Raw genomic sequence first — 26,980 nt, 5'->3', positions numbered from 1 at the left:
GGTGCCCGGCGCAGGCGGGCACCGCATCGGGTCAGAAAGTAGGGGAATACACCTGGGCACAATCGGGCTTGGCCAACTGCTGGAAAATCTCGCTGTGCATCGCCAGCAACTTGCCGTTGCGCTCATTCAGGTCACGGCAGCGTTCGACACTGCTGATCAGGGTCTGCCAGGCCTGGGCCAGGCGCGCCTGGCGCTGCGGGGGGTAGAGACCGATCAGGCTTTCCATCGCGCGGCTGTCGGTCCCCAGATGAAAGACTTCCAGCACCCGACTGCGACGGCGGGCACGCGCCCCGGCAGTATCCATCAGCGCCGAGATCTGTTCATTGGCCGCAGCAATGGCGTCACAGTCGCGCGCCATCAGGCTTGCTTGCAGGCGGCTCATGCAACCCAGCAAGTGGGCAAACCCGGCCAGGTCGTCATATACATCCTGCTCGACCACCTTGAGCAGCTGCGCGCGCTGGCTCACCGCTCGCCCCGGTGGTAGGTGAGCATGGCCGCGCTCAGCGTGGCACTGTCAGTGCTCAGTTCGCCTGCGGCCAGGGCGGCCTTGAGGTTCGCTACCTTGCCCAGGTCCACTTGCGGCAATTGCCCAAGCGCTGCCTGGATACGCTCCAGGCCCGGCTTGACCGGCGCAGTTACGCTGATCGCGGCCACGGGGCCGCCAGGGCTGCGCTCGCTGCTGCCGGAGGCGGCAATCCCGGCGAGCGGGCTGATAGTGATGGCAGGCTGTCGTGTGATTTCCATGATTAAGGTCCTGAGCGGGGGAATACTGAGTAAAGGCGACCCGTTGTGGGAGGCACTTAAATGCGCAAGGCAAAAATCAGCCAAATACATCCCGGGCCTTGTTGCGCCACCAGGTCTGACTCGCCAGGCCGTCCTGGATTTTCTGCTCCTGCTGGGCCAGCGTAGCCAGCCACTGGCACATTCGGTCTTCGATCACTTGCGCCAGCACCTTCTCCTGGCGCACCACCTGCTGCAATTCATCCTGGATCCGCTTGAGGGTTTGCTCGGCCAGCTTGAGCTCACGCACCTGCAGATTAGTCATGGCATGCAGGGTGGCCTTGTACTGCTGCTGGTTATGCCGCTGCAACGGGGTGGTGGTGGCCGTGGTGAAGCCGCACAAGCGGGTCAGCCCGGCAATATTGATGCGATAGCGCTCGCACAGGTTCTGCTGATAAGTCACCCGGCCCATGATCTGGCGCGCCTGGACAGCACGCAGCTGGGCCAGGCGGTTGAGCACATTGATACGTTCTTTCATGTTCGCCGGCTCGCGTCATGGCCCATCATTTGACGATGCTCTGCAGCGTGTCGATGCACACGCCCAGCGGCGCCCCGGCCTCCACATCCTGGCGCAGGTAACGCTCCAGATTCGGCGCCAGCCTGACGGCGCGATCCGTGCCCGGGTCCATCCCCGGGGTGTAACCGCCCAGCGGGATCAGGTCTTTGATGCCGTCATACACACTGCTGCATTCCTTGAACGAACGGGCCGCATCCAGGTGCTTGCGCCCGGCCACCTGGCTCATGCAACGGCTGACCGACGCGGCCACATCAATGGCCGGGTAATGCCCGACATCTGCCAGCTTGCGCGACAGCACGATATGGCCATCGAGAATGGCCCGGGCACAGTCAACGATGGGGTCCTGATGATCGTCGCCTTCGGCCAGCACGGTGTAGATCGCACTCAGGCTGCCCTGGCTGCTTTCGCCGTTACCGGCACTTTCCACCAGCTCCGGCAGCATGCCGAACACCGACGGCGGGTAGCCCTTGGTGGCGGGCGGCTCGCCCAGGGCCAGGGCGATTTCACGCTGGGCCATCGCGTAACGGGTCAGGGAATCGATCAGCAACAGAACATGCTTACCCTGGTCCCGGTAATAAGCCGCAATGCTGTGGCACAGCTCTGTCGCCTTGAGCCGCATCAGCGGTGACTCATTGGCAGGTGCGACCACCACCACCGCCTTGCGCAGGCCTTCGGGGCCCAGGGAATGCTGGATAAACTCCTGTACCTCGCGGCCACGCTCACCAATCAGGCCGACCACCACCACTTGGGCTTCGGTCTGGCGGGTGATCATGCCCAGCAACACGCTCTTGCCTACCCCGCTGCCGGCGAACAGGCCGACGCGCTGGCCCTTGCCCAGGGTCAGCAGGCCATTGATCGCGCGCACCCCCACATCCAGCGGCTCGTTCACCGGCTGACGCTTGAGCGGGTTGACCCTGGGCAGCTCCACTTGCAATTCGTCCCGCCCGGTGAGCCGGCCCAGGTCGTCCATCGGTTCGCCCAGGCCGTTGAGCACACGGCCAAGCCAGGACTCATCGATCTGCAGCGCCGCTTCCTGTCGGGCGGCAAACACCCGCGACCCCGAACTCAGGCCCACCGGTTTCTTGAACGGCATCAGGTAGGTGATATCACGGTTGAACCCCACCACCTGAGCCTCGAGCATTTGCCCGTCGGCCTGTTCGACAGCGCAGCGCTGCCCGGTCACCTGCTGGCAACCCAGGCTTTCGAGCAAGATCCCGGACATGCGCACCAGCCGCCCGCTGACCTTGGCCAACTGAACCGTATCCAGCGAGCGCAAGGCTTCATCCAGCGCAAAGGGTTTGAGCACGCCCTACTCCTCAATCAAGTGCAAATGTTCAGACAGGGTGGCCACGCACGCATCCAGGCGCTGCTGGCAGCCTACGTCGACCTCGGCCTGCGGGGTGACGATCCGGCACTCCCCCAGCGCCAGCGTGTCGTTGGCCACCAGGCGCCAGCTGGCAGCGCGCTCGGGCACCAGATCCCGGATCCGCGCAAACTCCTGTGGGTGCAGGTTGATATGCACATCCAGCGCCTCCAGCGGCATGCTGGCCAGCGCCTCTTCTGCCAGGGTGAGCAATTGCGTCGGGTTGAGGGTCAGTTCGCAACGGATCACCTGCTCCGAAACTTTCTTGACCAGCGCCAGCAACTCCTCGCGCCGAGCCAGCTCAACCCCCTGCGCAAAGCTGCGCAACTGGCGATTGATGGCGTCCAGCGGCGCACTGGCCTGATCGAAGGACTCGCGCCCTTGCGCCCGCCCCTGTGCCAGACCCTCCTGCAAGCCCTGCTCCAGGCCGCTGTCGTAGCCTTGCTGGCGACCCTGCGCCTGGCCCTGGTCGAGACCTTCCTGATAGCCCTTCTCCATGCCTTCCTGAAAGCCGTCGGCGATTGCCCGTTGCAGGGCAATCGGGTCGTTTTTCCATTCCGGGGCCAGCCCTTGCGGCAAGGGCGGAAAACGGTAGGGCCGCCAGTCACGGGGCTTGCCTTTGAGTATTTTGATCGACACTGCGCGCCCCTTACTCTACGGTCTGTTCACGGAACAGTTGCACCGCGAGGCCACCTTCGGTCGCCATCTCGCGCACCACCGCCATGATCTCCTTGCGCACCTGCTCGACCCGGCTGATGGGCACCGGGCCCTGTCGACGGTTCTGTGCTTCCATCTGCTGCATCTGTCGACGCGGCATCGCCCCCTGGATCGCCTTCACCAGCGCCGGCTCTGCGCCCTTGAGGGCCACCACCCACTCGCTCAGCGGAATGGCTTCGAGCAGGGCCGACAACACTTCCTGGCTCTGACGCGAGAGGATAAAGAAGTCATACATCTCATCCTCGATGCGCTCCACCAAGGACGTGTCATGGGCACGCAACAGTTCGAACATCTGGTCGCGGTCACCCTTGAAGCGGTTCATGATATCGGCCGCCTGCTTGACCCCGCGCACCTGCGAGCCCTGGGTCGACAGCACCGACAGGCTGCGATCGATCAGTTGCTCCAGTTCCTTGATGACTTCACCGTTGATCTCGTTAAGGTTGGCAATGCGGTACAACAACTCGTCCTGGCGCCAGGCGGGCATGCTTTCCAGCACTTCGCTGGCCATGCCCGGCGGCAGGAAGGCGAGAAACACCGCCTGCATCTGCGCGTGTTCCTTGGCGATCAGCGAGGCAAACTGCTTGGGGTCGACCCATTCGAGCTTGACCATCTTGGCGCGGATTTCCTCGCCATAGATGCTGTCCAGCAAGCTACGGGTAATGTCGCTGCCCAGCGCCTTGCCCAACATGCCCGACAGGTAACTGCGCGAGGCACCCTTGATGCTGCTTTGCTCCTTGTAGTCATCAAAGAAACGGCTGATGACTTCACCCACCATCGGCTGCTTGACGTTGCTCAAGCGCGCCATCGCCTGGCTGATAATGACAATCTCTTCACGGGAAAAATGCCGCAGCACCCCCGCCGAGACGCTGTCGCCCATGCTCAACATCAGGATCGAAGCCTGCTCAAGAGACGTCATGTTGCGATTCAATGAGTTGCGGGCGTTCAATATCTGCATGACATCAGGCTGGGTTGACATTGGTTTCATTGCGGCCTATCCACTGCTTAATCACTTCCGACACACGTTCGGGGTCGTTTTTTGCCAACATTTGCAAATGCTCGATTTGCAGCTCAAGCCCTGAGCCCGGTGCCGGCAGGCAAATTTCTGACAACGGGTTGGATTCGCCCAGCATGGTTGCGAAGTTGCTGCTATCAATGCCCTTGAGCATCTGCTGGGACAGCATGGCGCTGTCCTGATGCAACTCACCGCTGCCCTGCACTTCAGGGAGCAGCACCGGCTCCTTGCGACCCAGCAGGCGACCCAGTGCCGGGCGTACCACCATCAGCAGCAGTAACAGGCTGATCAAGCCGAACAGTGCGATCTTGACCAGTTGATGCAGCTTGTCGTCCTGCCACCACAATGCCTGTTCGACCGTCATGTCGGCGGCGGCAAACGGGAAGACACTCAGGGTCAGGACATCACCGCGACTGCTGTTGAACCCCACTGCGCTCTTGAGCATGGTTTCAAGATCGGTACGCGCTTGCGGCGGCCAGCCCCCGTCGGGCTCGGCCGTACCGTTCAAGACCACGGCAATGCTCTGGCTGCGCAGGCTGAACGGTGAGTATTTGACGTGAGTGACACTCTGGTCGTAATCCAACTTGCGGGTGGACTCCTTGCGGACCGAGGTAGCCCCCTTGTCCGCCGTATTGGCCCGCGCCTCTGCTGCAGGCTGGGCCTGGGCAGCAGTGGGCGGCCGGTTGCTCAGTGAACCGGGGACTCCCAGCGCCAGTTGGTCCAGCACACTTTCATCCTGCAGCACCTCATTGCGCAGGCGTGGGGTGTCGCCAAAGGCTTGTACGGTCTCTTCTTTCTGGCTGAAATCGATATCGGCGGTGACGCTTATGCGGTAGTTGCCGTGGCCCAGGATGGGCGCCAGCACCTGCTCGACATTGCTCGATGCTTTTTGCTGGTATTCCTCGACCAACTGCCAGCTTTGCGCCGGGGCGCCGTCCATGTTGAGCCCGCGGGACAACAGCGCCCCGTACTGGTCGACCACGCTGACGTCCTTGGCTTGCAACTTGGGCACGCTGTTGGCCAGCAGATTGACGATGGCCCCCACCTGCTCGGGCTGCAGCCGTGCCCCGGGGCTCATCTGCAACATCACCGAGGCCTTGGCCGGCTCCCGGTTGCTGACCACAAAGGAGCTGCTTTCCTGCATTGCCAGGTGTACCCGGGCATTGTCGATGCCCTTGAGGGCCATGATGGTGCGGGCCAGTTCGCCTTCCAGGCTACGCTTGAGGCGCACATCCTGGACAAACTGGCTGGTGCCTAGCGGCTCATCCTTGTCGAACAGGTCATACCCGGCGGGTACGGCCACCTGCACACCCTTGGCGCTGAGCAGCATGCGAGCGCGGCCCAGGTCGGCCTCACGCACCAGGATCTGGCCGCTCTGGGGATGCAGCTGGTAAGCGATTTTGTCGGCATCGAGCACCTGCATCACTTCCGCCGCCGGGTACGCTTCCCCGGCACCGTACAGCGAACGCATGGCGCCTTGATCACGCCACAGGTAAAACACCACGCCAATGGCCAGCAGGCCAGCCAGAGCGGCCATCAGCCCCAGCCCCAGACGCGGGTCAAGCTTGACTCCGCCCAGCAACGTCTTGAGTTTATCGTTGATTGTTTGCAGCACGTTCAGCACTCACTCGTCGATTACAACGGCATTCTCATCACGTCATCAAATGCCGTGGTCAATTTGTTGCGTACTTGCAGCAAGGCACTGAACGCGACACTGGCTTTCTGGCTTTCAATCATCGCGCCGGCCAGGTTATCGCTCTTGCCGCTGTCAACGTCGGCCATCGCCTTGCTTGCCACATGCTGCTGGGTATCGACTGCACGCATGGCCTGTTCGAAGGCAGCACCGATGCCGCCGCCAACGCTCTGATCGAATACCGCGGCAGGTTGAATCATCGGGCCTTGCGCCAGGCTCTTGGCCTGTTCCATCTGGCCCAACAGGTTTTGCTGGACACTCAAAATCGAGCTCATAGGTTATGTTCCACTGGGGTTGGCCTATCGGTTGAAGGTATAAAATCAGAAAGCCGGCATCGATATGCCCTGCTCGCGCATGGCACTCAATCGATAACGCAAGGCTCGGGGAGTCATGCCCAGGCTTTGCGCCGCCTTGCTTTTATGGCCGTCGAATTTGCGGATGGTGTCCAGCACATGCTGGTATTCGGCCCACTTGCCGGTAGCACGCAAGGCCGCCTTGCCGTCACCGGCATCGAGGTCCGGCAGCCGCGGCGCACCGACAGGCGCAGCCGCGAATGCCAGGCCCAGGTCCTGGGGCTGGATAAACAGCCCCTTGCGCAGGATCAGCGCACGTTGCAGGGTGTTCTCCAGTTCGCGCACATTGCCCGGCCAGTCGTGCTGCAACAGGGCCTGGCAGGCCTGTTCGGTCAGCAGGTGCTCGGCATCTTCCTGGGGCGCATAGCGGCTGATAAAACGCCGCGCCAGCGCCAGCACGTCATCCTGGCGCTCGCGCAGCGGGCAGATATGCAGGGGCAGCACATCCAGGCGGAACATCAGGTCCGAGCGAAAACGCCCCTGGGCTACCTCCTCGCTCAGGTCACGGTTGGTCGCGGCAATGATGCGCACGTCCAGGGCGATCTCCTTGTGCCCGCCCAGGCGTTCTACGCGCTGCTCCTGCAGCACGCGCAACAGCTTGGCCTGCAAGCCCAGCGGCAACTCGCCGATCTCATCCAGCAGCAGGGTGCCGCCGTTGGCCATTTCAAACTTGCCGCACTGGGCCGTCACCGCCCCGGTGAAGGCCCCGCGCTCGTGGCCGAACAGCAGCGACTCAAGCATCTGCTCAGGGATGGCGGCACAGTTGACCGCTATAAACGGGGCATTGTCCCCCGAGGCAAAACGATGGATATAGCGCGCCATCATCTCTTTGCCAGTGCCCGTTTCACCGGTAATCAGAATCGGCGCACGGGTCACGGCCACCCTTTGGGCCATTGCCAGCAGACGACGCCCGGCGGCAGAGCAGGAAACAAAACTTTCCTGAGCACTGGCGGCTGCGGCATGGCGCTGCAGCAATGCCTTGATCTGGGTGCTGCTGAACGGCGCCAGCAGGTAATCCACACAGCCTCTCTCCAGCAGCGCCGTGGCCCGTTCCTGCTCGGCGTATTCCACCACCGGAATCACGCTGATATGCGGAGCGCGGCGGATCAGCGCTTCAGTTTCAGCATTCAACAGTTGAACGGAAAAACCGCTGACCAACACAAACACCAGCGTGGCCTGTTCAAGTACATGGTCATATAACTGCCCATGATGCTCAACGCAGATCACCTCGCAGCGCTGCCCGGACAAACTGTCTACCAATATTGAAAAACCCTTGTTGTCTGCAGTGCCCACAACAATAACGGGGGCCTGTTCAATACGAGTTTCAAATGGTGCAGTGCCTGCCTGACTATACGAATTAATAACCGGTTTCACCCTGTATACCTGCGGTTTTGATCGCCTGTTGCTGTTGGCCACTCGCGGGTTGCCGATGCACCTGAGCGGGTAGCCCAGGGCGATACCTGAGCGTGTTCGTTTCGGTTGTTGGCTGCATCCCGGGCAACCGGCGAAGACTCACGTTCCTGTGACGGCTCGAACTGTAGGCAAGGGCGCGAAAAAACTGAAATCATTAACAATCAAATCGTGCTGATCGTTATCAAACCGCGATTTGACAGTTTTTGATTTAGGTATTTGCACACACATTCCTATACTCGCTGACAGCCAAAGGGACCGGCCACACGCTACTCGGCCTTGGCAGGCAGCGGATGCCTGCTCCTCGATTCCAGGACACGAATCACCTGCCCGACGGTCAGGTACGAGACACCAAAGGATGCGCGCTACAACTTTCAGGAACAACTTTTCAACTATGACCCGTTATAGAAAAGTTCAACATCAGGTACCGGCAGACGGACTGTTGTTTTTAAAGCCCGAAAAATTGGGGCGCTATTATCACAAAGTACCTGTTTATATTAAAAAGCTGGCGGGCAAATACCCTCGGGCGATCAGCGATTATTTTTTAAGTCACTATCGAATCAACAGTGACCTGCGTGAAGTTATTGTGCTGGAAGCGCGCCACCCCGCTCCGCAATGCCGGTATAGCACCGCCATTGGCAAAATCGGTTTCAGTATCGACCGCCCCTTGTTGAGCGAGTTGCTGGAAAGTTACTACGGCGGCAGCGCCCGACCGGCTCAGGACGAGCCGCCGATCAGTTCTTCGGAAGATCGCATGCGCACCCGCCTGGGTGTCGATATTTCGACTATTTGCGCGCGCATCCTGATGGGCAACATTGCACTGGGCACTGTCGACAGCACGGTGAGCACCTACGAAGAAATTCACTGGGCCTACAGCATCGAGTTCGTGTTCTGCAGCACCGCCACCCATCTGGAGTCGTCGGTGTTCCTCTACCTGGATGCACACGCCGTCGATGAGCTGACTCGCCGCCTCAGCGAGGACTCGCTCGCGCCCCAGGCCGAGGGCGGCGGGCATGACATCGTCGGGTTGCCGGTACGCCTCGACTGCATCCTGGCACGGGCACAAATGCCCCTGGCTTGCGTGCTCGCGCTGCAGGTGGGCGAGATCCTGATGGTGCGCCTGCTGGAGCGCTGCGAAGTGCATATCAAACAACAAAAATTGTTTCACGGAGCCATCTCCGAAGATGACGGCGCCTTGTTCTTAACTTCTCTCGACAGTGTCAACAACCCATGAACAACTCCATCTCCGATTCCGATTTCGACAATCTGCTCAATGACACCCTGCCGGCCTTTGACGACGACAGCGACATGCCTGCCAACGCCCCGGCGGCCGCCCCCCTGCCACAACAAGACCTGAAGTTCTTCGGCAAAATCCCGGTCACCGTCACCCTGGAGGTGGCCTCCACGGAAATATCCCTGCGCGAACTGATGGACGTTGACACCAGCAGTGTCATTGCCCTGGACAAACTGGCTGGTGCGCCACTGGACGTCAAGGTCAACGGCGCCCTGTTTGCCAAGGCCGAAGTGGTCGTGGTGCATGGTAACTATGGCTTGCGCATCGTCGAACTCAGCGGCTCCAGCCTGAGTGACCTGGCGCTATGAGATTGATCAAACCGATCGGCTTTGCCCTTTTGGTGCTGCTCATGATCCTGGTGCCGCAATGCGCCTGGGCGGCCAATGGCGAAATCTCATTGCTGAACCTTACTGACGGTGAAAATGGCCAGCAACTGAGCATCAAGCTGCAAATCCTGGTGATGATGACGCTGCTGGGGTTTCTGCCGGCCATGCTGATGATGATGACCAGCTTTACCCGCTTCATCATTGTCCTGGCTATCCTGCGCCAGGCTCTGGGCCTGCAACAGAGCCCGCCCAACCAGATCCTGATCGGCATTGCTTTGTGCCTGACCATGCTGGTGATGCGCCCGGTATGGCAGGAGATCTACCACGATGCCTACCAGCCGTTCCAGAACGACCAGATCACGATGGACCAGGGCCTGGACGTGGCCAAGAAGAGCATCAGCGGCTTTATGCTGGCGCAAACCAACAAGGCCTCGCTGGAGACAATGGTGGGCCTGGCCAACGAAACAATGCCCGAGGACCTCAAGGAACTGGACTTCTCCCTGCTGCTGCCGGCTTTCGTGCTCAGCGAAGTCAAGGCCGCGTTCCAGCTTGGTTTCATGATCTTCCTGCCGTTTCTGGTGATTGATCTGGTGGTGGCCAGTGTGCTGATGGCAATGGGCATGATGATGCTGTCACCCATGATGATATCGCTGCCCTTCAAGCTGATGGTGTTTGTGCTGGTGGACGGCTGGGCCTTGTTGATGGGCACCCTGGCCAGCAGTGTCCAGCCCTTCGGAGGTGCGTGATGATGACCCCGGAAATCGCCGTCGGCCTGGTGGGCCAAGCGGTACAGATCACCGCGCTGATTGTCTGCGTGCTGGTAGTGCCCAGCCTGCTGGGCGGCCTGCTGGTCAGCGTGTTCCAGGCAGCAACACAGATCAACGAACAGATGCTCAGCTTTTTGCCGCGGTTGCTGATTACCCTGGGCATGCTGATGTTCGGTGGCCACTGGATCCTGCGCAAACTTAGCGACCTGTTTATCGAAACCTTCAAGATGGCCGGGGCCCTGGTGGGCTGAATCGATGAACGCGACCGAACCCCTGCTGCAGGCCAGCCAGTACCTGCACACACTGCAAGGCTACTGGTGGCCGTTTTGCCGGCTGCTGGCGGTGTTCAGCATGGCCCCGCTGTTCAATCACAAGGCCATGTCGAAAAAACTCCGGGTGTTGCTCGCTCTGGTGGTCACGGCCGCCATTAGCGGCGCCCTGCCCCCGATGCCGCAGGTCAACCCGTTGTCGGCTGAAGGCGCCTTGCTGGCACTGGAACAGATCGCGTTCGGCCTGATCCTGGGGTTGTGCCTGCAACTGGTCTTCACCGTGTTCAGTGTGGTCGGCGAAGTGGTCTCGGCGCAGATGGGCATGACAATGGCGCGCTACAACGACCCGGTAAACGGCGTGTCGTCGTCTTCTATCGTCTATCAGCTGTATTTCGTGCTGCTGGTATTCCTGTTTTTGTCCATCGACGGCCACCTGCTGACCCTCAGTGTGCTGTTCAAGAGTTTCAGCCACTGGCCGGTCGGAAGCGGCCTCAACTACCAGAGCTACACGGCGTTCATGCAGGCCATTGCCTGGGTATTCAGCGCCGCTGTGCTGCTGACCCTGCCGATGGTGTTCTGCGTGGTACTGGTGCAGTTCTGCTTTGGCCTGCTCAACCGTATTTCGCCGTCAATGAACCTGTTTTCCCTGGGCTTCCCGATCACCATCCTGGTGGGGCTGCTGTGCATCTACATGACCCTGCCCAACCTGCCGGAAAATTACCTGCACCTGACCCGCGAGCTGCTGGACAACATCGCTGCGATGCTCGAAGGAGGACCCGATGTCTAACAACAGCGCCCAGGAAAAAACCGAAGACGCAACGCCCCAGAAGCTGCGCAAGAGCCGTGAAGACGGCCAGGTCACCCGCTCCAAGGACCTGGCCACCACCGTCTCGCTGATTGCCACCTTGCTGATCCTGCGGATGGTGTTTTCCAGCTATTACCAGGGGCTGGAGCAGAGCTTCCGGATTTCGTTTCTGAACTTTCACGCAAGCGAAATCACCCAGCAAGACCTCGGCCTGATCCTCAGTCACAACCTGGCCCTGTTTGTGAAAATACTCGCGCCGCTGCTGCTGACCAGCCTGCTGGTAGTGGTGTTTTCCCTGATCCCGGGGGGCTGGTTGTTTGTGGCCAAGAACTTTTACCCTAAATTCAGCAAGCTCAACCCGATTACCGGGCTGGGGCGCATCGTGTCCAAGCAGAACTGGGTTGAGCTGTTCAAGTCGATGGCCAAGATTGCCGTGCTGATTGGCGTGGCCTGGTTGCTGATCAGCGACGCCATCCCGCAGCTGATCGCCCTGCAGCGCACCAGCCTGCCCACGGCAATTGGTACGGCCTTCAGCATGGCGTTCAATATCCTGATCGCGCTGATGGGGATTTTTGTGCTGTTTGCAGCCATCGACATACCAATACAGCGCTATTTCTTCCTGAAAAAGCTGCGCATGACCAAACAGGAGCGCAAGGAAGAACACAAGAACCAGGAAGGCCGCCCCGAGGTCAAGGCACGGATCAAGCAGATCCAGCGTCAGATTTCCCAGCGCCAGATCAGCAAGGTGATCCAGAACGCCGATGCCGTGATCGTCAACCCGCAGCACTATGCCGTGGCCATCAAATATGACACCAACAAGGCCCAGGCGCCCTTCGTGATCGCCAAGGGTGTCGATGACATGGCTCTGTATATCCGCAAGCTGGCCATTGCAAACACACTCGAAGTGCTGGAAATACCGCCCCTGGCGCGGGCCATTTACTTTACCACCCAGGTCAACCAGCAGATCCCGGCACCGCTGTATGCCGCAGTGGCGCATGTGTTGACCTACATCCTGCAACTCAAGGCATACAGGAACGGCTTGCGGGCCAGACCGCAGTTGCCCGACAACCTCCCGATACCTGCAAGCATGGCGAACAAGGCGTAAACATGAACGTACTGAACACATTCCTCCCGACGCTGCGCAGCGGCCGGATCGGGATCCCGCTGGTTATCCTGTCCATCCTGGCCATGATTATCCTGCCGTTGCCGCCCTTGTTACTGGATATCCTGTTTACCTTCAATATCGCGATGGCGGTGCTGGTGCTGATGGTCAGCGTGTCATCCAAAAGCCCGCTGGACTTCTCGCTGTTCCCCACGGTAATCCTGATTACCACCCTGCTGCGTCTGACCCTGAACGTCGCCTCGACCCGTATCGTGCTGCTTGAGGGCCACAATGGCACGGGCGCGGCGGGCAAGGTGATCGAGTCGTTCGGCGAGGTGGTAATCGGCGGCAACTTCATTGTCGGGATGATCGTGTTCGTGATCCTGATGATTATCAACTTCATGGTGGTCACCAAGGGCGGCGAGCGGATTTCCGAGGTGACGGCGCGTTTTACCCTGGACGCCCTGCCCGGCAAACTGATGGCCATTGATGCCGACCTCAATGCCGGGCTGATCACCCAGGATCAGGCCAAGCAGCGCCGCCAGACCATCGCCAAGGAAGCCGATTTTTACGGGGCAATGGACGGTGCATCGAAGTTTGTGCGCGGTGACGCGATTGCCGGGATCCTGATCCTGCTGATCAACCTGTTCGGCGGCTTTGCCATCGGCCTGTTTGTCTACGACCTGCCCGCGGGCCTGGCCTTCAAGCAATTTGCCCTGCTGACCATTGGTGACGGCCTGGTGGCACAGATCCCGGCGTTGCTGTTGTCGACCGCCGCCGCGCTGATCGTGACGCGGATCAACGAGTCTGCCGAAATCACCACTCAGGTGCGCCGTCAGTTGCTGGCCTCGCCTGCACTGCTCTACACCGTGGCCGGGATCCTGCTGGTACTGGGCCTGGTGCCCGGCATGCCGCATCTGGCCTTCCTCGGGTTTGCCGCCATTGTCGGCGGTGTGGCCTGGAGTGTGTCGCGCTTTCAGCCACCCGCCGAAGCCGCTGAACTTGAAGCCGTCAGCGCATTGAGCATGGCCATGCACAACGAGCGCAGCCACAGCCTGGCCTGGGATGACATCCCCCATGTTGAGCGGTTGTCGGTGTCACTGGGCTACAAACTGGTGGGTCTGGTCAATGAGGCCGCGGGCGCCCCCCTGACCCAGCGCGTGCGCGGCCTGCGCCAGACCCTCTCGGAGAACCTGGGCTTTCTCCTGCCCGAGATCCAGATCCGTGACAGCCTGCGACTCAAGGCGGCGCACTACAGCATCCATATCAACGGCGAGCAGATCGAGGGCGCCGAAATCCATGCCGACCATCTGATGGCCATTCCTTCGGCCGACCTGTACGGCGAAGTGGACGGTATTCTTGGCATCGACCCGGCCTACAAGATGCCGGTTGTGTGGATCAACCCCGCCGACAAGAGCCGCGCCCTGAACCTGGGCTACCAGGTGGTGGACTGCGCGGGGGTGATCGCCACGCATCTGAACAAGGTGATTCGCGACAACCTGGCGGACATCTTCAAACATGATGACGTCGACAGCCTGATGCAGCGCCTGACCGAACTGGCGCCCAAGCTGGCCGAAAACCTCAGAAGCCAGCTGTCGTATACCCAACAACACCGGGTGTACCGCCAATTGCTGGTGGAGAACATCTCGGTGCGCGACATCGTCACCGTAGCCACGGCGCTGGTCGAAAGCAGCGAGACCACCAAGGACCCGGTGCTGCTGGCATCCGACGTGCGCTATGCCTTGCGCCGCAACATTGTGGCGAGTATCAGCGGGCGCCGCGATGAAATCAGCGTATTCGTGCTCGACAATGCCCTGGAAAACACCCTGCTGGGGGCCTTGAGCATTGCCCAGCAGGCAGGTCCGGTGAGCCTGGACAACATTCCCGTAGAGCCCAACCTGCTTAACCAGCTGCAAAATGCGATGCCGGTGGTCAAGGAAAAACTGCGCAAGGACGGCCACCCGCCGGTGCTCACCGTCATGCCGCAATTGCGCCCGTTGCTGGCACGTTATGCGCGGGTCTTCAGCCCGGGGCTGCATGTGCTGTCGCAGAATGAAATCCCGGAGAACGTCAGCGTAAATATCATCGGCACACTGGGGTAAACAGGCTGCGAACGCCATGACTCCCCGTCGTTTTGCCCTGCTCAAAAAAGCCCAGCTGGCCGCAGCCTTGGTCAGCACCGTTGACGCCCATACGGCAACTGGCGACGCCGGCATCGTGGTCTTCTACCAGTAGCCCTGCGACACACAAACCGCGTTGTTCCTCGGTGACGCAGTGCTACTGCCCGCCACCCTGGCGGGTCAACAGCCCCGGGCTGCTGGCACCACCCTGGGCCTGGCCCATGTGCTGCCCCATTGATGCGTGCCGGCTCAGTCCCGGCTAAGTCTTGCGCTGTACCTTTGCCCTGCGCCACACAACGCGCCATACCGCAGAGGTCAAGACCATGAACAACGCAGCCCGCTGGCTGAACGAAGTGCCCGAGGTGACCCTGTCCTTCTGGGTGATCAAGATCATGTCCACCACCGTGGGCGAAACAGGTGCCGATTATCTGGCCGTAGATGCCGGATTCGGCGCCGGCCCCACCAGCCTCGGCATGGCCATGCTGCTGGCCGTAACGCTGTTCTGCCAATTGCGCACCCGCGCCTGCACCCCTTGGCTCTACTGGCTGAACGTGGTGCTGCGTCGCCTGGGCGGCAGCGCCGTGCCCGTGCTTGGCAATGGCGTGGTATCGCTGGACCTGGTGTGCAAGCAGGCCAGCGCCGCAGCACACCACGCCGTGGCCCTCTCCAGCCATGAATTCGCCCTGTTGCAGGCTCTGCTGGTAAGGCCCGGGGCGATTCTGTCGCGCAGTGAACTCGAAGAGCGCCTGTACGGCTGGGGCAACGAAGTTGAAAGCAACGCTGTCGAGTTCCTGATCCACGCCTTGCGGCGCAAGTTGGGCAGCCATGTCATCAGGAATGTCAGGGGGCTGGGATGGATGGTTTCAATAAACGCCTGAGCGAATCTGTCCAGCTCAGGCTGTCGGTGGCCCTGTCATTGACCATTGTGCTGGTGGCCGTGGCAGCCAGCGCATTCGTATTCGTTTCGGCTCTCGACGAGGCCCACAAACTGCAGGACGACACCCTGCGCCAGGTGGCCATGTTGTATGACCGCCAGCACATGACCCTGCACTATCCCGAAGGCCCGGCCCTGAAGGGCGATGACGAAGAGTCCCGGGTCATCATCCAGCACCTGACTGACAGCAGCCAGGCCTTGGCCAATGGCGACGAAACCCTGCCACTACCCTTACCCGCCACCCTGGTCGATGGCCTGGCCACGGTTGATGTCGGTGGCGAAGCCTTTCGTATCCTGGTGCGCAGCACAAGCCGCGGCGAGCGCATCGCCGTGGCCCAGGAGCTGCGCTCGCCCATGACAGCGTTGCCCCTGCAAGCCGAGCGGCTGGCCGTCTGCTACTTGCAGGTGTCGGCACGCGAACGCCTGCTGTCCTTGTGCCAGGGCATTGAGCGCAGCCGTCAGTTGATAGATCAGTTGCTCAGCCTGGCCGCCGCCCAGGCCGCCGTTCCCCGCCCGCAAGCCCGGATTGGGGTTCACGCGGTGTACCGGCGGGTGCTCGAAGACTTGCTGCCACTGGCCGAGCAAAAACACCTCGATATCGGTGTTGAAGATAGCGCAGATGTGCAGTTGCTGATAAACCCGATGGACCTGTTCACCCTGATCAAGAACCTGGTGGACAATGCCACCCGCTATACCCCAGCAGGCGGCACCATCGACCTGTGCCTGGCACAGACCGACACCTGTGTATGCCTGCAGGTCAAGGATTCGGGCCCTGGCATCAGCGTCGAGGAGCACGATCGGGTGTTCGACCCGTTCTACCGTACCCTGGGCTCGGGTGAAACGGGCTCCGGGCTGGGGCTGTCGATCGTGAGGGCGATTGCCGAGCGGGTCGGCGCCAGGGTTGCACTGGGTTTTACTGATGAAACCAGCCGGCGCGGGCTGTGTGTTTCACTCTGGTCCCCTGCACCAGGGGCTAAAGCTGGCGTATGCTTTGCGCCATTCCCAACCACCACCGCAGCAGGCCTTATGAGCACACCTCTGATTTCATCCTGGATTTTCTGGGCGCTGCTCTCGGCAGTGTTTGCCGCCATGACGGCCATTTTCGGCAAGATCGGCATTACCGGCATCAATTCCGACTTTGCCACTTTACTGCGTACCGTGGTGGTGCTGGTGAGCCTGGCGTTGATCCTCTATGCCACGCGCCAGTACCAGTCGCTGAGCTCAATTTCGGCACGCAGTTATTTGTTTCTGGTGTTGTCGGGGCTGGCCACAGGAGCCTCGTGGATCTGCTATTACCGGGCTCTGCAACTGGGCCAGGCGTCGCTGGTAGCCCCCGTGGACAAGCTTAGCGTGGTGATTGTCGCCGTGCTGGGGGTGACCTTTCTGGGCGAGAAGCTCGACATCCGCCAATGGGTCGGGATCGGCCTGATCACTGTGGGCGTGGTGGTGCTGGCGTGGCGGCGCTAGGCTGTTCTGCCGTTGGCAGCCGCCAGGCTTGCCCCCCTCATCAGTGCAGTTCGCTGTCAAAGATCACGGTGATGGTGCCCCTATAGGTGCTGCCTGAATGATCGGCGATCATACTGGCCACCTGATCGCGCTCAACGTTGAATTGTAATGTTGCAGCGCCATTGTCGACATAGTGGCTCGGTGAAAAAATGGTCGGGGTTGTGGTCAACAGATAGCGGTTCACGGGTTGACTGGAGGCATCGCGCAGGCCGTTGGGCAGGGTTATCCGGGTGTCCACGGTGACCGTATGGCCTGCGGGGTTGCGTATACCGCACTGCGAGGCCTCGGTGTATTCACATTGCAGCTCGACGCTCAATGGCGTCGATGCCCAGATATTGAAGGCCTGGCTCGCTGCCAGTGCTTCCGGGCGCCGCCCGCGGTCCAGCCATTGTTGCCAGCCACCTGCCGGGTACAGGCTGATGCGATTATAGTTGGCCGGAAACTGGAACTTGAGCGTGTGCTGCACATCAAGGGATAAATTGAACGTGACCTCGGTTACACTGGTGGTCAGATTGTCGCCAAAATCGAAGTCGCCATTAGGGCCAATCGAGTAGGTGATGGAGCCGACGTAGGTGCCGCTTTCCATGCTCAGCGGGTCCGGGGTAGTCATCCTGTAAGCCACGCTGGTATTGCGTAACCGCAACCAGGGGATTTCAAACTTCGGAAGCTTGCCACAGGCTTGCTGCACAGGTGTAAACCAGAAAAAATCTGCATCCAGATAAGAGAGGGCAGTCATCTGAGCCCCAAGTGTGCAGGGGGCGGCCGCAAAATAAGACCAGTTCTGCCCCCACAAAGCATCATGGGCTGAAAACGGTCCTGAATTGACACTGGTTATTGTGTTTACGTACGGATTCGTTCTGATAGTCGCGCTGAAAGCCGTAATGGAAAACGCCACTTCGGCCGTTTGCCCCGATGGGCTGGTCACTTGAACGGTTCTGGTATCCGCTGGGACCTTGAACATTGCGCTGTCCCGAAGACTGGAGGGGTTAGCCGGGATGGCGTACTGCGTAGTGGGCTCCATTCCCAGGCGGATGCTGTACAGCGGCGGCTTGCACATACTCGGAAACGTGAGGCACAACCCGGAATTGGGCGTGGTGTTAATGAACTCGTTGACATTCGGATTGGTCGGATCCGGCGAGAACACTGCGGTTATTTCGACCACTGCCGCCTGAGCCCTGGGTACTGCAAACAGCGCCAGCAGCAGGCAAAACCATAGAAAAAAACCTGCTTGCACCTGCAGATTCAAAGGGGATTTATCAAGCTTGCTCATGGCTGGGGTTTGACCTTGGCAGACCGGTTACCGTGAATCGACACCCCATCCTGCAGGTGCCAGTTAACTAATAATAGACCTAACCTGCCTTTCCCAGTCCACCAATAAACGGCTACAAATCGTGTCGTTCCCACTGCCCACACAGCGTACCCGCCCATGCCGGTTGGAAGACGTCGTTACGCTTGACTAACGCGCGCCCTATTGCACCACGACACTTTCAGACAGATCTGCGGCCGAGGGAGTGACTTTTCCTACAGGCGGGTTCTAGTATTGCCGCGCTTCACCCTGCCCCCCCCTAAAAAAATAACGTATGGAAACTGCACAAATGCCCTTCACCCGTACCCTTCTCGCCCTTTCCCTGGGCATGGCTCTCCTGCAAAACCCGGCGTTCGCGGCACCGCCCCTGTCGATGGTTGACGGCGTTGCCCAGGTCAATACACAAGACAGCAACGCCTGGGTCGAGATCAACAAAGCTGCGTTCGTGCACAACATTGGCGTGTTGCAAGCGACTGTCGGTGACAAATCGAAAATCTGCGCCGTGCTCAAGGCCGATGCCTACGGTCATGGCATCGGCCTGTTGATGCCCTCGATCATCGCCACCGGTGTGCCTTGCGTAGGCGTGGCCAGCAATGAAGAAGCCCGTGTGGTGCGCGAAAGCGGCTTCAAGGGCCAACTGATCCGCGTGCGCACGGCAGCACTCAGCGAGCTTGAAGCAGCGTTGCCATACAATATGGAAGAGTTGGTGGGTAACCTTGATTTCGCCGTAAAAGCCAGCCTGATCGCCGAAAAACACGGCCGTCCGCTGGTGGTTCACCTGGGCCTGAACTCCAGCGGCATGAGCCGCAACGGCGTGGAAATGACCACCGCCGAGGGCCGCCGCGACGCCGTCGCCATCACCAAGGTGCCGAACCTTGAGGTGCGCGCGATCATGACCCACTTTGCCGTTGAAGATGCCGACGACGTGCGCGCCGGGCTCAAGGCATTCAACGAGCAGGCGCAATGGCTGATGAACGTGGCCGAGCTTGACCGCAGCAAAATCACCCTGCACGCGGCCAACTCGTTCGCCACCCTGGAAGTGCCCGAGTCGCACCTGGACATGGTTCGCCCGGGCGGCGCCCTGTTCGGCGACACCGTGCCGTCGCACACCGACTACCAGCGCGTGATGCAATTCAAGTCCCATGTGGCCTCGGTCAACAGCTACCCCAAGGGCAACACCGTGGGCTACGACCGCACCTGGACCCTGGGCCGTGACTCGAAACTGGCCAACATCACCGTGGGCTACTCCGACGGCTACCGTCGCGCCTTCACCAACAAGGGTATCGTGCTGATCAACGGCCATCGTGTGCCGGTGGTGGGCAAGGTGTCGATGAATACGCTGATGGTCGATGTTACTGACGCTCCGGATGTCAAAAGCGGCGATGAGGTTGTGCTGTTCGGGCAACAGGGCAAGGCCGAAATCAGCCAGGCGGAAGTTGAAGACATCAACGGTGCATTGCTGGCCGACCTTTATACGGTGTGGGGCAACTCCAACCCGAAGGTACTGATCGACAAGTGACCGACAACCTGTCGGCCGCCCACGCGAGGTGATGCTTGCTACCCGTCGGGACTCTCAGGGCAACAGTCACCCCGCCCTGAAAGCGGAAAATTGTTGATCTTGATCTGGCTCTGGCTCTGGCTCTGGCTGTTGATTTTGATCTACCGCCCCATCGGGAGGCCGAGTGGAGGTTCTGTGGAGTGGGTCGACCGGCATGGATGCCGGGAGAGCCGCGATGGGCCATGGATGGCCCGTGGCGGCGTACCCACGGAGCTAACCTGCACGAGGGAACCTGAGCGCAGCGAAGGCCGGACGCCAGGGGCAAGCCTTTTTGGTTACTTTTTCGGCGTCTGGAAAAAGTGACTCGCCGTAAGGGCGAAACCAATATTCCAGTTAAACGCAAATGCCGGATATGTACTCGGTACACCGGTTAAAACCACCGAGTACATATCCATTGGATGAGTCACGGCTGTCTACGGGTTTCGCCCTTGCGGCCGACTCGCCGAGGCTCGCCGTTGCCCTCGCTCCGGCAGTGTTATGGGGCCACATAACAGCACCTGCGCTCGGCCTTCAGTGAGGGGCATTCGCGTCGTCTGGACACTCGAGTGGCTACAACAACATTAATCCCTTGTGGGAGCGGGCTTGCCCGCGATGGCAGCACTTCGGTCATCCAAATAGAACGAGGTGCCTGCATCGCGGGCAAGCCCGGCTCCCACAGAGGAAATATGTCGGTAACAAATCCTGCATTCAAACAGCTCGGCCGCCCCCTTGGGAGAACCTCCACTCGGCCTCCCGATGGGGCAGTAGATCAAAATCAAAAGCCAGATCAAAAACCAGATCAATAGCAGATCGAAAGGCCGTCACAACGGTTTGGCAACAAACAGTAAAGATACGTTAACGGCATTGATTATCATTTGCGTAAATGTAATTATTTGTAACTAATTCTCGTTTACGTATTTCCCTGCCGGAGTATTCGCAGATCATGCGCTCACTGTTCAGCCTTCCTACGTCTGCCCTTACGCTTGTCGCACTAGGGATTCTCAATACGGCTTCTGCCGAAGAGAACACCCTCAACCTGCCCTCCACCAGCATCACCTCCACCGCAGACGATGAGGCGCCGCAAGGCTATCAAGCCAAACCCAGTGCCACGACCACGCGCCTGAATCTCACCGCCGGGCAGACCCCTCAGGGCATTTCCAGCATCAAGCGCGAGCAGATGGACGACTTCAAGCTCAACAGCATTCGCGATATCATGGACAGTACCCCGGGGGTCAATGTGCAAAAGGTCGAAACCGACCGCACCTACTTCACCGCCCGCGGTTTCGATATCACCAATTTCCAGTACGACGGCATGGGCATGGGCCTGGCCGGCGGGGTGCTGGTGGGCGATATCGACACCGCACCCTATGAGCAGGTGGATATCCTGCACGGCGCCAACGGGTTGATGACCGGCAGCGGCAACCCCTCGGCCACGGTCAACTTCATCCGCAAACGGCCCACTTATGAACCCGAGGCCAAGGTCAGCGTGAGCGCCGGTTCCTGGGACAAGCGTCGGGTCGACCTGGATGTGTCCGGGCCGCTGACCGATTCGGGCAATGTGCGCGGCCGGCTGATCTATGCCAACGAAGTGGGTAACTCATACCTGGACCGCTACTCCCGGGAAAAGAACATCTTCAGTGGCCTGCTGGCCTTCGACCTGACTGACGACGACACCCTGACCGTCGGCTACGAAGAGCAAAAAAGCAACGCCAACGGTGCCAGCTGGGGCGCATTGCCCCTGACCGACAGCAGCGGCAACGCCCTGCACTACAGCAGCACCAGCGCCAATATTTCGCAGCCCTGGGTGTACTGGGACGTGCGCACCAGCCACGCCTTTGCCGAGTGGCAACACAACTTCGCCAATGACTGGAAGTCCACGCTGACGGTGACTGCGATGGAACATCGCGAGGACACCGACATGTTCTATATCTATGGCGACAGCACCTCCAGCACCGGCTACACGGGGCTGGCGTCCAATTACAAGGGCAAGACCCGCGAACTGGATGGCGACCTCTCGTTCAGTGGCCCCTTCAGCCTGGGCGGTCGCGAGCACCAATTGACCGTCGGCGCCAACGTGGCACGCTCACGCACCCGGGAAACCTCCCTGTACGGCACCTCGTCCTACTACACCCCGGTGTCGCTGGAAGATGCCCTCAACGGCGTCATTCCCAAGCCCACCTACAACATGGCCAACGCCGACGCCACGTCAGACTTCACCGACCGCCAGAAAAGCCTCTACGCCGGTGCCCGTTTCAGCCTCACCGACGACCTGCACCTGATCACCGGTGCGCGCATGCTCAGCGCCGACAGCGACGGTGAAAACTACGGTTCGGGGCGCGACGTGAGGATTCATGGCAAGGTCACGCCTTACGCCGGGGTGGTTTATGACCTCACTCCGCAGTACTCGCTGTACGCCAGCTACACCGAAATCTTCAACCCGCAGTACTACCTCAACACCCAGGGTCAGGTGCTCGACCCGCTGGAAGGCAAAAGCTACGAAGCCGGGATCAAGGGGCACCTGCTGGACAAGCGCCTCGACGTGTCTGCCGCGGTGTTCCACACCAAACAGGACAACGTCGCCACCTACGCAGGCTTCAACCCTTCCCTGGGCGGCTATTTGTATGAGGGCATGTCGTACAAAAGCAGCGGCGTAGAACTCGAAGCTACTGGCGAACTGGCACCAGGCCTGCAAGTCAGCGGCGGTTATACCTATGTCTATATCACCGATGCCGACAACAACCGCGGGCGTAAATTTATCCCGCGCAATGCGCTCACCTCCTCCATGACCTACAAACTGCCGATGGCGCCCAAGGTCAAAGTAGGTGGCAGCCTGAAGTGGCAGAGCAAGGTCGAGAATGACGACACCCCGGCGGCAAACCAGGCCGCCTATGCCCTGGTGGGCCTGATGACCAGCTACGATATCGATCCGCACTGGAGTACCCAGCTCAACCTCGACAACCTGACCAACGAGAAATACCTGCAAAGCGTGCGCTATGGCCAGAGCAATTACGGAGCACCGCGTAACGTCACGGCATCGGTGAGCTGGAAGTTCTAGAGGGGGTAAAACCGGATGTGGTGTTGGGACAATAACCAGGGGTTGTCTAAACTGCTGGGAGCCGTCAACCAATGCCACGTCACGGAGAAGCCATGAGCCACGCCACTGTTGCGCTGTCCCTCGCTTTCAGTCTGGGCCTGATCACCTGCGTCGCGGTATCCCACGCCGCGCCCCTCTCCCCGCCTGACGCCCCCCAGGCCAAGCCCCACAAAGCCCTGCTGATTGGCGTGGACGGTTTGCAATACGAAAAACTGCGCCAGGCCATTAAACAGGGCATGGCGCCCAACCTGGCGCGGCTGCAACTGGCCAAAAGCTATGTGGGCGGCATCGACGGCACAACCACCGAGCAAACGACGGGCAGCGGCCCGGGCTGGACGACGATTCTGACCGGCAGTTGGGTCGACCGGCATAAAGTCCCGTCCAACAACGATGAATGGCGCAACCAGGCCCCCAGTGTGTTCAAGCAGCTCAAGCTCGCAGACCCCCAGCGTAAAACCGCCAGCATCGTCAGCTGGAATACCATTAACCACAACTTCACTGATGACATTGCCAATGGCTATATCGACCTCGCCGTCGACTGTGCCGAAGACGACCAGTGCGTCGCCGACAAGACCGGCGAAGAACTTGAGCACGGCCAATCGGACCTGGTGTTCGTGCACCTGGACGAAACCGACACGGTAGGCCACAGGGACGGGTTTTCACCTGCCTATCAGCAGGCGATCCAGAGCGTGGACAACCATGTGGGCCAGTTACTGGCAGCATTGAGCCGTCGTCAAGTCACCCACCCGCAGGAAGACTGGCTGGTAATTGTCGCCCCTGATCACGGCCGCCGCCTGCCCGACGGCCACGACCATGGCAAACAGACCCTGAGTGAGAAAACCACCTTTATTGCCCTGAACAAACCCGGCAACGCACAACTGACGGCCCCCATCGCCCACCCGACCAACCCCGCCCATAAAGGCCTGTACGGTTATGCCAGCCAGGCAGACATAACCCCGACCCTACTGGCCCACCTGGGCGCCCTGCCCGCTGCCGCGCAATATTCGATGGATGGATTGCCCTTGACCGGGCCGGTGGGGGCCAGGCAGTTGACGGTGCGTCAGCTACCCGGCCGGACAGACGTGAAGTTGACCTGGCACGCGGACCGGCCCACCGGCACGCCGGTGCAGATTTATCGCAACGGCGAGCCTATCGCCACGCTCAAGGACACTCAACAGGCGTATGTCGACACCGGCACGCAGGCACTCGAAGGCCCCGTCAATTACACGGTGGTTGTGCATCAAGTGCCGGTGTCGCGCTTGATTATCCTGGGCGACAAGGCGCACTGAAATAGGCGCCGGCCCTCACCCCAACCCTCTCCCGCAGGGAGAAGGAGCTGATTGGCGGTGTTCTTGAAGTCGCGTGCGGTCAGTCCCCTCTCCCTCCGGGAGAGGGGCTTTTGATCCCGAGTTACGCCAGGCTTTTGCTGACCACTTCAAATACGTCGCTGGACAACTCGCCCGAGTCGCGGATACGCACCAGTTCAGCCTTCATCAGCGCCTGTCGCGCCGCGTCGTATTTGCGCCAGCGGGTCAACGGCGCCAGTTGCCGCGAAGCAATCTGCGGGTTGAAGCCATTGAGTTCGATCACCAGGTCCGCCAGGAAGCGATAGCCCGAACCGTCCGCCGCATGGAAGTTGATCAGGTTTTGCCCGGCAAACGCACCCACCAGGGCGCGTACCTTGTTCGGGTTCTTGAGGGTGAACGCCGGGTGCTCCATCAACTCGCGCACACGCTGCAAACCACCGGGCAATGTGCTGCCCGCCTGCACGCTGAACCACTGGTCCATGACCAGCGGGTTGTCCTTGAACTGCTCGGCAAAACTGGCCAGTGCCGCGGCTTTTTCCGCCTCGAAAGGCGAGTTGACCAGCACCGCCAGCGCCGTCAGGCGTTCGGTCATATTGTCGCTGTGCTCGAACTGCTCCAGCGCCGCTGCCAGCACTTGCGGCTTACCGCTGAGCATCAGGTACGACAGTGCGATATTTTGCAGGGCACGGCGGGCAAAGTGCTCGGCTTCAGCCACATAAGGCGTGGTTTTGGACACTTCGCGGTTGGCCTGGTAACGCGCCCACAGGGCATCAAACAGGCTATCGGCCAACTGCTTGCGAGCAAACTCGCGGGCGGTATGGATCGCCTCGACATCGGCCACGTCACTGATTTCAGTCAAGTAGGCTTCACCCGGCAACGACAGCATTTCAGCGACCATTGCCTGATCCAGCTGGTCATTGCCCAGCACGGTGCGCAACGCCTCCACCAGACGCTGATCCATGACCAGCGCTTCACCACGCTGATGCTGGCCGATCAACTCCTGGAGCACCTGCACCGACAGTTGCTGGCCGGCATCCCAGCGGTTGAAGCCGTCGCTGTCGTGTTGCATCAGGAACATCAACTGGTCACGGCTGTAGTCAAAGCTCAGCTTCACCGGTGCCGAAAAACCGCGCAGCAAGGATGGCAACGGTTTTTCGTTGACGCCAACAAAGGTGAAGGTCTGCTCGGCTTGAGTCACCGACAGCACGCGACTGGTGCCGGATGCGACCGTTTCACCGGCCAGTTGCAGGGCGATCTCGCCGCCCTGGGCATCCAGCAGGCCCAGCTCGACCGGAATCACGAACGGCAGTTTTTCGACCTTGTCCGGGGTGGCCGGGCAGCTTTGCGCAAAAGTCAGGCTGTAGGTGCCCTGTTGCGCGTCGAAGTGCTCGCTGACGGCCAGGCGCGGCGTGCCTGCCTGGCTGTACCAGCGCTTGAACTGGCTCAGGTCGGCACCGTTGGCGTCTTCCATGGCCTTGATAAAGTCGTCGCAGGTCACGGCCTGGCCATCATGGCGCTCGAAGTACAGGTCGCTGCCCTTGCGGAACCCTTCGGCACCCAGCAGGGTGTGGATCATGCGCACTACTTCCGAACCCTTCTCGTAAACGGTCAGGGTGTAGAAGTTGGAGATCTCGATAAAGCTCTCCGGGCGCACGGCGTGGGCCATGGGACCTGCGTCTTCGGCGAACTGGTGGGTGCGCAGATAGGCCACGTCCTGGATGCGCTTGACGGTGCGTGAGTTCATGTCGGCCGAGAACTCGGAATCACGGAACACCGTGAAGCCTTCCTTGAGCGACAGCTGGAACCAGTCGCGGCAGGTCACGCGGTTGCCCGACCAGTTGTGGAAGTATTCGTGGGCGACGATCGCTTCGACCCGCTGGTGCGCGGCGTCGGTAGCGGTTTCGGCGCGAGCCAGTACGGCGCTGGAGTTGAAGATGTTGAGACCCTTGTTCTCCATGGCGCCCATGTTGAAGTCATTGACGGCCACGATCATAAAGATGTCCAGGTCGTATTCACGACCGTAGGTCTCTTCGTCCCAGCGCATGGACTTTTTCAGGCTGGTCATGGCGTGCTGGCACTTGTCGATGTTTTCCGGCTCGACATAAATGCGCAGCGCCACGCTGCGCTCGCTCATGGTGGTGAAGGTGTCTTCGACGCACCACAGGTCACCGGCCACCAGCGCAAACAGGTACGCCGGTTTCATGAACGGGTCTTCCCAGGTCGCCCAGTGCCGGCCGTCATCGTCGGGGCCGCTGGCAATCGGGTTGCCGTTGGACAGCAGGATCGGGTAGCTGTGCTGCTCGGCCACCACGGTGGTGGTGAACTTGCTCATCACGTCCGGACGATCAAGGTAGTAGGTGATCTTGCGAAAGCCTTCAGCCTCGCACTGGGTGCAGAACATGCCACCGGATTTGTAGAGGCCTTCCAGCGCGGTGTTGGTTTCGGGGTGGATACGCACGCTGGTGTCGACCACGAACTGTTCGCTGGTCGGGTGCAGGATCAGGTGGCTGTCGCTGAGCTGATAGTCGTCAGCCGCCTGTTCGATGTCGTCGAGGCTGACCGACAGCAGCTCCAGTTGCTGGCCGTCCAGCGCCAGGGCCGGCAGGCCGGGGCCACGGGCCGGGTTACGGCGCATCAGCAGTTGCGCATGGACCAGCGTGTGGTCCTCGAACAACTCGAAGGTCAGGTGCGTCTCGTCGATCAGGTAATCGGGCGCCTGGTAGTCCTTCAGGTAGATCATTTGCGGTTGTTCGGTGCGCATGCTGGAG

General features: G+C 60.4%; 23 protein-coding genes and 1 pseudogene. 13 read left to right on the top strand and 11 right to left on the bottom strand.

The window, feature by feature from the left end; translation table 11 throughout:
* Window positions 1-31: 31 nt before the first annotated feature.
* The 9 genes from flgN to AB3G35_RS13935 all read right to left on the bottom strand — a co-directional run bounded on the left by flgN (window position 32) and on the right by AB3G35_RS13935 (window position 7,695).
* Entirely contained in the window at window positions 32-466 is a 435-nt protein-coding gene (gene flgN / locus AB3G35_RS13975) for a flagellar export chaperone FlgN (protein WP_106115986.1), read from the bottom strand.
* Entirely contained in the window at window positions 463-744 is a 282-nt protein-coding gene (locus AB3G35_RS13970; protein ID WP_369781640.1) for a flagellar biosynthesis anti-sigma factor FlgM, read from the bottom strand. Before AB3G35_RS13970 ends, flgN begins: the two co-directional genes overlap by 4 nt.
* Window positions 745-820: 76 nt before the next feature.
* Window positions 821-1,258: a flagellar export protein FliJ gene (locus tag AB3G35_RS13965; RefSeq protein WP_106115987.1), complete on the bottom strand. Its 438-nt coding sequence runs from the start codon at window positions 1,256-1,258 to the stop codon at window positions 821-823.
* Between the two features lie 25 nt (window positions 1,259-1,283).
* Window positions 1,284-2,603: a flagellar protein export ATPase FliI gene (fliI, locus tag AB3G35_RS13960; RefSeq protein WP_086796934.1), complete on the bottom strand. Its 1,320-nt coding sequence runs from the start codon at window positions 2,601-2,603 to the stop codon at window positions 1,284-1,286.
* Between the two features lie 3 nt (window positions 2,604-2,606).
* The gene (gene fliH / locus AB3G35_RS13955) at window positions 2,607-3,299 is read right to left on the bottom strand and encodes a flagellar assembly protein FliH (RefSeq protein ID WP_106115988.1); all 693 of its coding nucleotides are present in this window, start codon (window positions 3,297-3,299) and stop codon (window positions 2,607-2,609) included.
* A gap of 10 nt (window positions 3,300-3,309) precedes the next feature.
* Entirely contained in the window at window positions 3,310-4,362 is a 1,053-nt protein-coding gene (locus tag AB3G35_RS13950; protein ID WP_369781639.1) for a FliG C-terminal domain-containing protein, read from the bottom strand.
* Window positions 4,337-6,004, bottom strand: a complete 1,668-nt coding sequence (fliF, locus tag AB3G35_RS13945) for a flagellar basal-body MS-ring/collar protein FliF (protein ID WP_177413489.1) — start codon at window positions 6,002-6,004, stop codon at window positions 4,337-4,339. Before fliF ends, AB3G35_RS13950 begins: the two co-directional genes overlap by 26 nt.
* 20 nt (window positions 6,005-6,024) lie before the next feature.
* Window positions 6,025-6,357 (bottom strand): flagellar hook-basal body complex protein FliE, encoded by a 333-nt coding sequence (locus tag AB3G35_RS13940; protein ID WP_086796928.1) that lies wholly within the window; start codon window positions 6,355-6,357, stop codon window positions 6,025-6,027.
* Between the two features lie 45 nt (window positions 6,358-6,402).
* Window positions 6,403-7,695 (bottom strand): sigma-54 dependent transcriptional regulator, encoded by a 1,293-nt coding sequence (locus AB3G35_RS13935; RefSeq protein WP_186350196.1) that lies wholly within the window; start codon window positions 7,693-7,695, stop codon window positions 6,403-6,405.
* Window positions 7,696-8,239: 544 nt separating this feature from the next.
* Here AB3G35_RS13935 and AB3G35_RS13930 point away from each other — a divergent pair.
* The 10 genes and pseudogenes from AB3G35_RS13930 (at window position 8,240) to AB3G35_RS13885 (ending at window position 16,929) form a co-directional block, all read left to right on the top strand.
* Entirely contained in the window at window positions 8,240-9,079 is an 840-nt protein-coding gene (locus AB3G35_RS13930; RefSeq protein WP_340079054.1) for a FliM/FliN family flagellar motor switch protein, read from the top strand.
* Window positions 9,076-9,447: a FliM/FliN family flagellar motor switch protein gene (locus tag AB3G35_RS13925; protein WP_086796924.1), complete on the top strand. Its 372-nt coding sequence runs from the start codon at window positions 9,076-9,078 to the stop codon at window positions 9,445-9,447. Before AB3G35_RS13930 ends, AB3G35_RS13925 begins: the two co-directional genes overlap by 4 nt.
* On the top strand, window positions 9,444-10,211 hold the full coding sequence (fliP, locus tag AB3G35_RS13920) for a flagellar type III secretion system pore protein FliP (RefSeq protein WP_086796922.1): 768 nt from the start codon (window positions 9,444-9,446) through the stop codon (window positions 10,209-10,211). The genes AB3G35_RS13925 and fliP overlap by 4 nt, the downstream gene beginning before the upstream one ends.
* Entirely contained in the window at window positions 10,211-10,483 is a 273-nt protein-coding gene (locus AB3G35_RS13915; RefSeq protein WP_086796920.1) for a flagellar biosynthetic protein FliQ, read from the top strand. Before fliP ends, AB3G35_RS13915 begins: the two co-directional genes overlap by 1 nt.
* 4 nt (window positions 10,484-10,487) lie before the next feature.
* The gene (gene fliR / locus AB3G35_RS13910; protein ID WP_086796918.1) at window positions 10,488-11,288 is read left to right on the top strand and encodes a flagellar biosynthetic protein FliR; all 801 of its coding nucleotides are present in this window, start codon (window positions 10,488-10,490) and stop codon (window positions 11,286-11,288) included.
* The gene (gene flhB, locus AB3G35_RS13905) at window positions 11,281-12,411 is read left to right on the top strand and encodes a flagellar biosynthesis protein FlhB (protein WP_134048314.1); all 1,131 of its coding nucleotides are present in this window, start codon (window positions 11,281-11,283) and stop codon (window positions 12,409-12,411) included. Before fliR ends, flhB begins: the two co-directional genes overlap by 8 nt.
* A gap of 2 nt (window positions 12,412-12,413) precedes the next feature.
* Window positions 12,414-14,510, top strand: a complete 2,097-nt coding sequence (locus tag AB3G35_RS13900; protein ID WP_369781638.1) for a flagellar biosynthesis protein FlhA — start codon at window positions 12,414-12,416, stop codon at window positions 14,508-14,510.
* Window positions 14,511-14,851: 341 nt separating this feature from the next.
* Window positions 14,852-15,406, top strand: coding sequence for a winged helix-turn-helix domain-containing protein (locus AB3G35_RS13895; protein WP_106116026.1), 555 nt, complete (start codon window positions 14,852-14,854; stop codon window positions 15,404-15,406).
* A pseudogene (locus tag AB3G35_RS13890) lies at window positions 15,382-16,425 on the top strand (sensor histidine kinase); the annotation flags it as partial. The gene AB3G35_RS13895 and the pseudogene AB3G35_RS13890, both read left to right, overlap by 25 nt.
* Before the next feature lie 63 nt (window positions 16,426-16,488).
* Window positions 16,489-16,929 (top strand): EamA family transporter, encoded by a 441-nt coding sequence (locus AB3G35_RS13885; RefSeq protein ID WP_369782745.1) that lies wholly within the window; start codon window positions 16,489-16,491, stop codon window positions 16,927-16,929.
* A gap of 40 nt (window positions 16,930-16,969) precedes the next feature.
* Here AB3G35_RS13885 and AB3G35_RS13880 read toward each other — a convergent pair whose 3' ends face one another.
* On the bottom strand, window positions 16,970-18,238 hold the full coding sequence (locus tag AB3G35_RS13880; RefSeq protein ID WP_238930818.1) for a hypothetical protein: 1,269 nt from the start codon (window positions 18,236-18,238) through the stop codon (window positions 16,970-16,972).
* A 325-nt stretch (window positions 18,239-18,563) separates the two neighbouring features.
* Between AB3G35_RS13880 and alr the strand changes: the two genes are divergently transcribed.
* The 3 genes from alr (at window position 18,564) to AB3G35_RS13865 (ending at window position 24,194) form a co-directional block, all read left to right on the top strand.
* A complete protein-coding gene (gene alr, locus AB3G35_RS13875) occupies window positions 18,564-19,793 on the top strand; it encodes an alanine racemase (RefSeq protein WP_095004771.1) in 1,230 nt (409 codons plus the stop codon).
* 961 nt (window positions 19,794-20,754) lie between these two features.
* Window positions 20,755-22,866, top strand: a complete 2,112-nt coding sequence (locus AB3G35_RS13870) for a TonB-dependent siderophore receptor (protein ID WP_016780742.1) — start codon at window positions 20,755-20,757, stop codon at window positions 22,864-22,866.
* 92 nt (window positions 22,867-22,958) lie between these two features.
* Complete coding sequence (locus tag AB3G35_RS13865) at window positions 22,959-24,194, top strand: alkaline phosphatase family protein (RefSeq protein ID WP_369781637.1); 1,236 nt, start codon at window positions 22,959-22,961, stop codon at window positions 24,192-24,194.
* 121 nt (window positions 24,195-24,315) lie between these two features.
* On the opposite strand, the gene pepN is transcribed toward AB3G35_RS13865, so the two are convergent.
* On the bottom strand, window positions 24,316-26,973 hold the full coding sequence (pepN, locus tag AB3G35_RS13860) for an aminopeptidase N (RefSeq protein WP_369781636.1): 2,658 nt from the start codon (window positions 26,971-26,973) through the stop codon (window positions 24,316-24,318).
* Window positions 26,974-26,980 lie beyond the last annotated feature (7 nt).

Origin of the sequence: Pseudomonas sp. WC2401 (assembly GCF_041200115.1) — a bacterium.
Classification (GTDB): Bacteria; Pseudomonadota; Gammaproteobacteria; order Pseudomonadales; family Pseudomonadaceae; genus Aquipseudomonas; species Aquipseudomonas fragi.
Note: the sequence above shows the minus strand (reverse complement) of the source record. Positions and strands in the feature narration are given on the sequence as shown.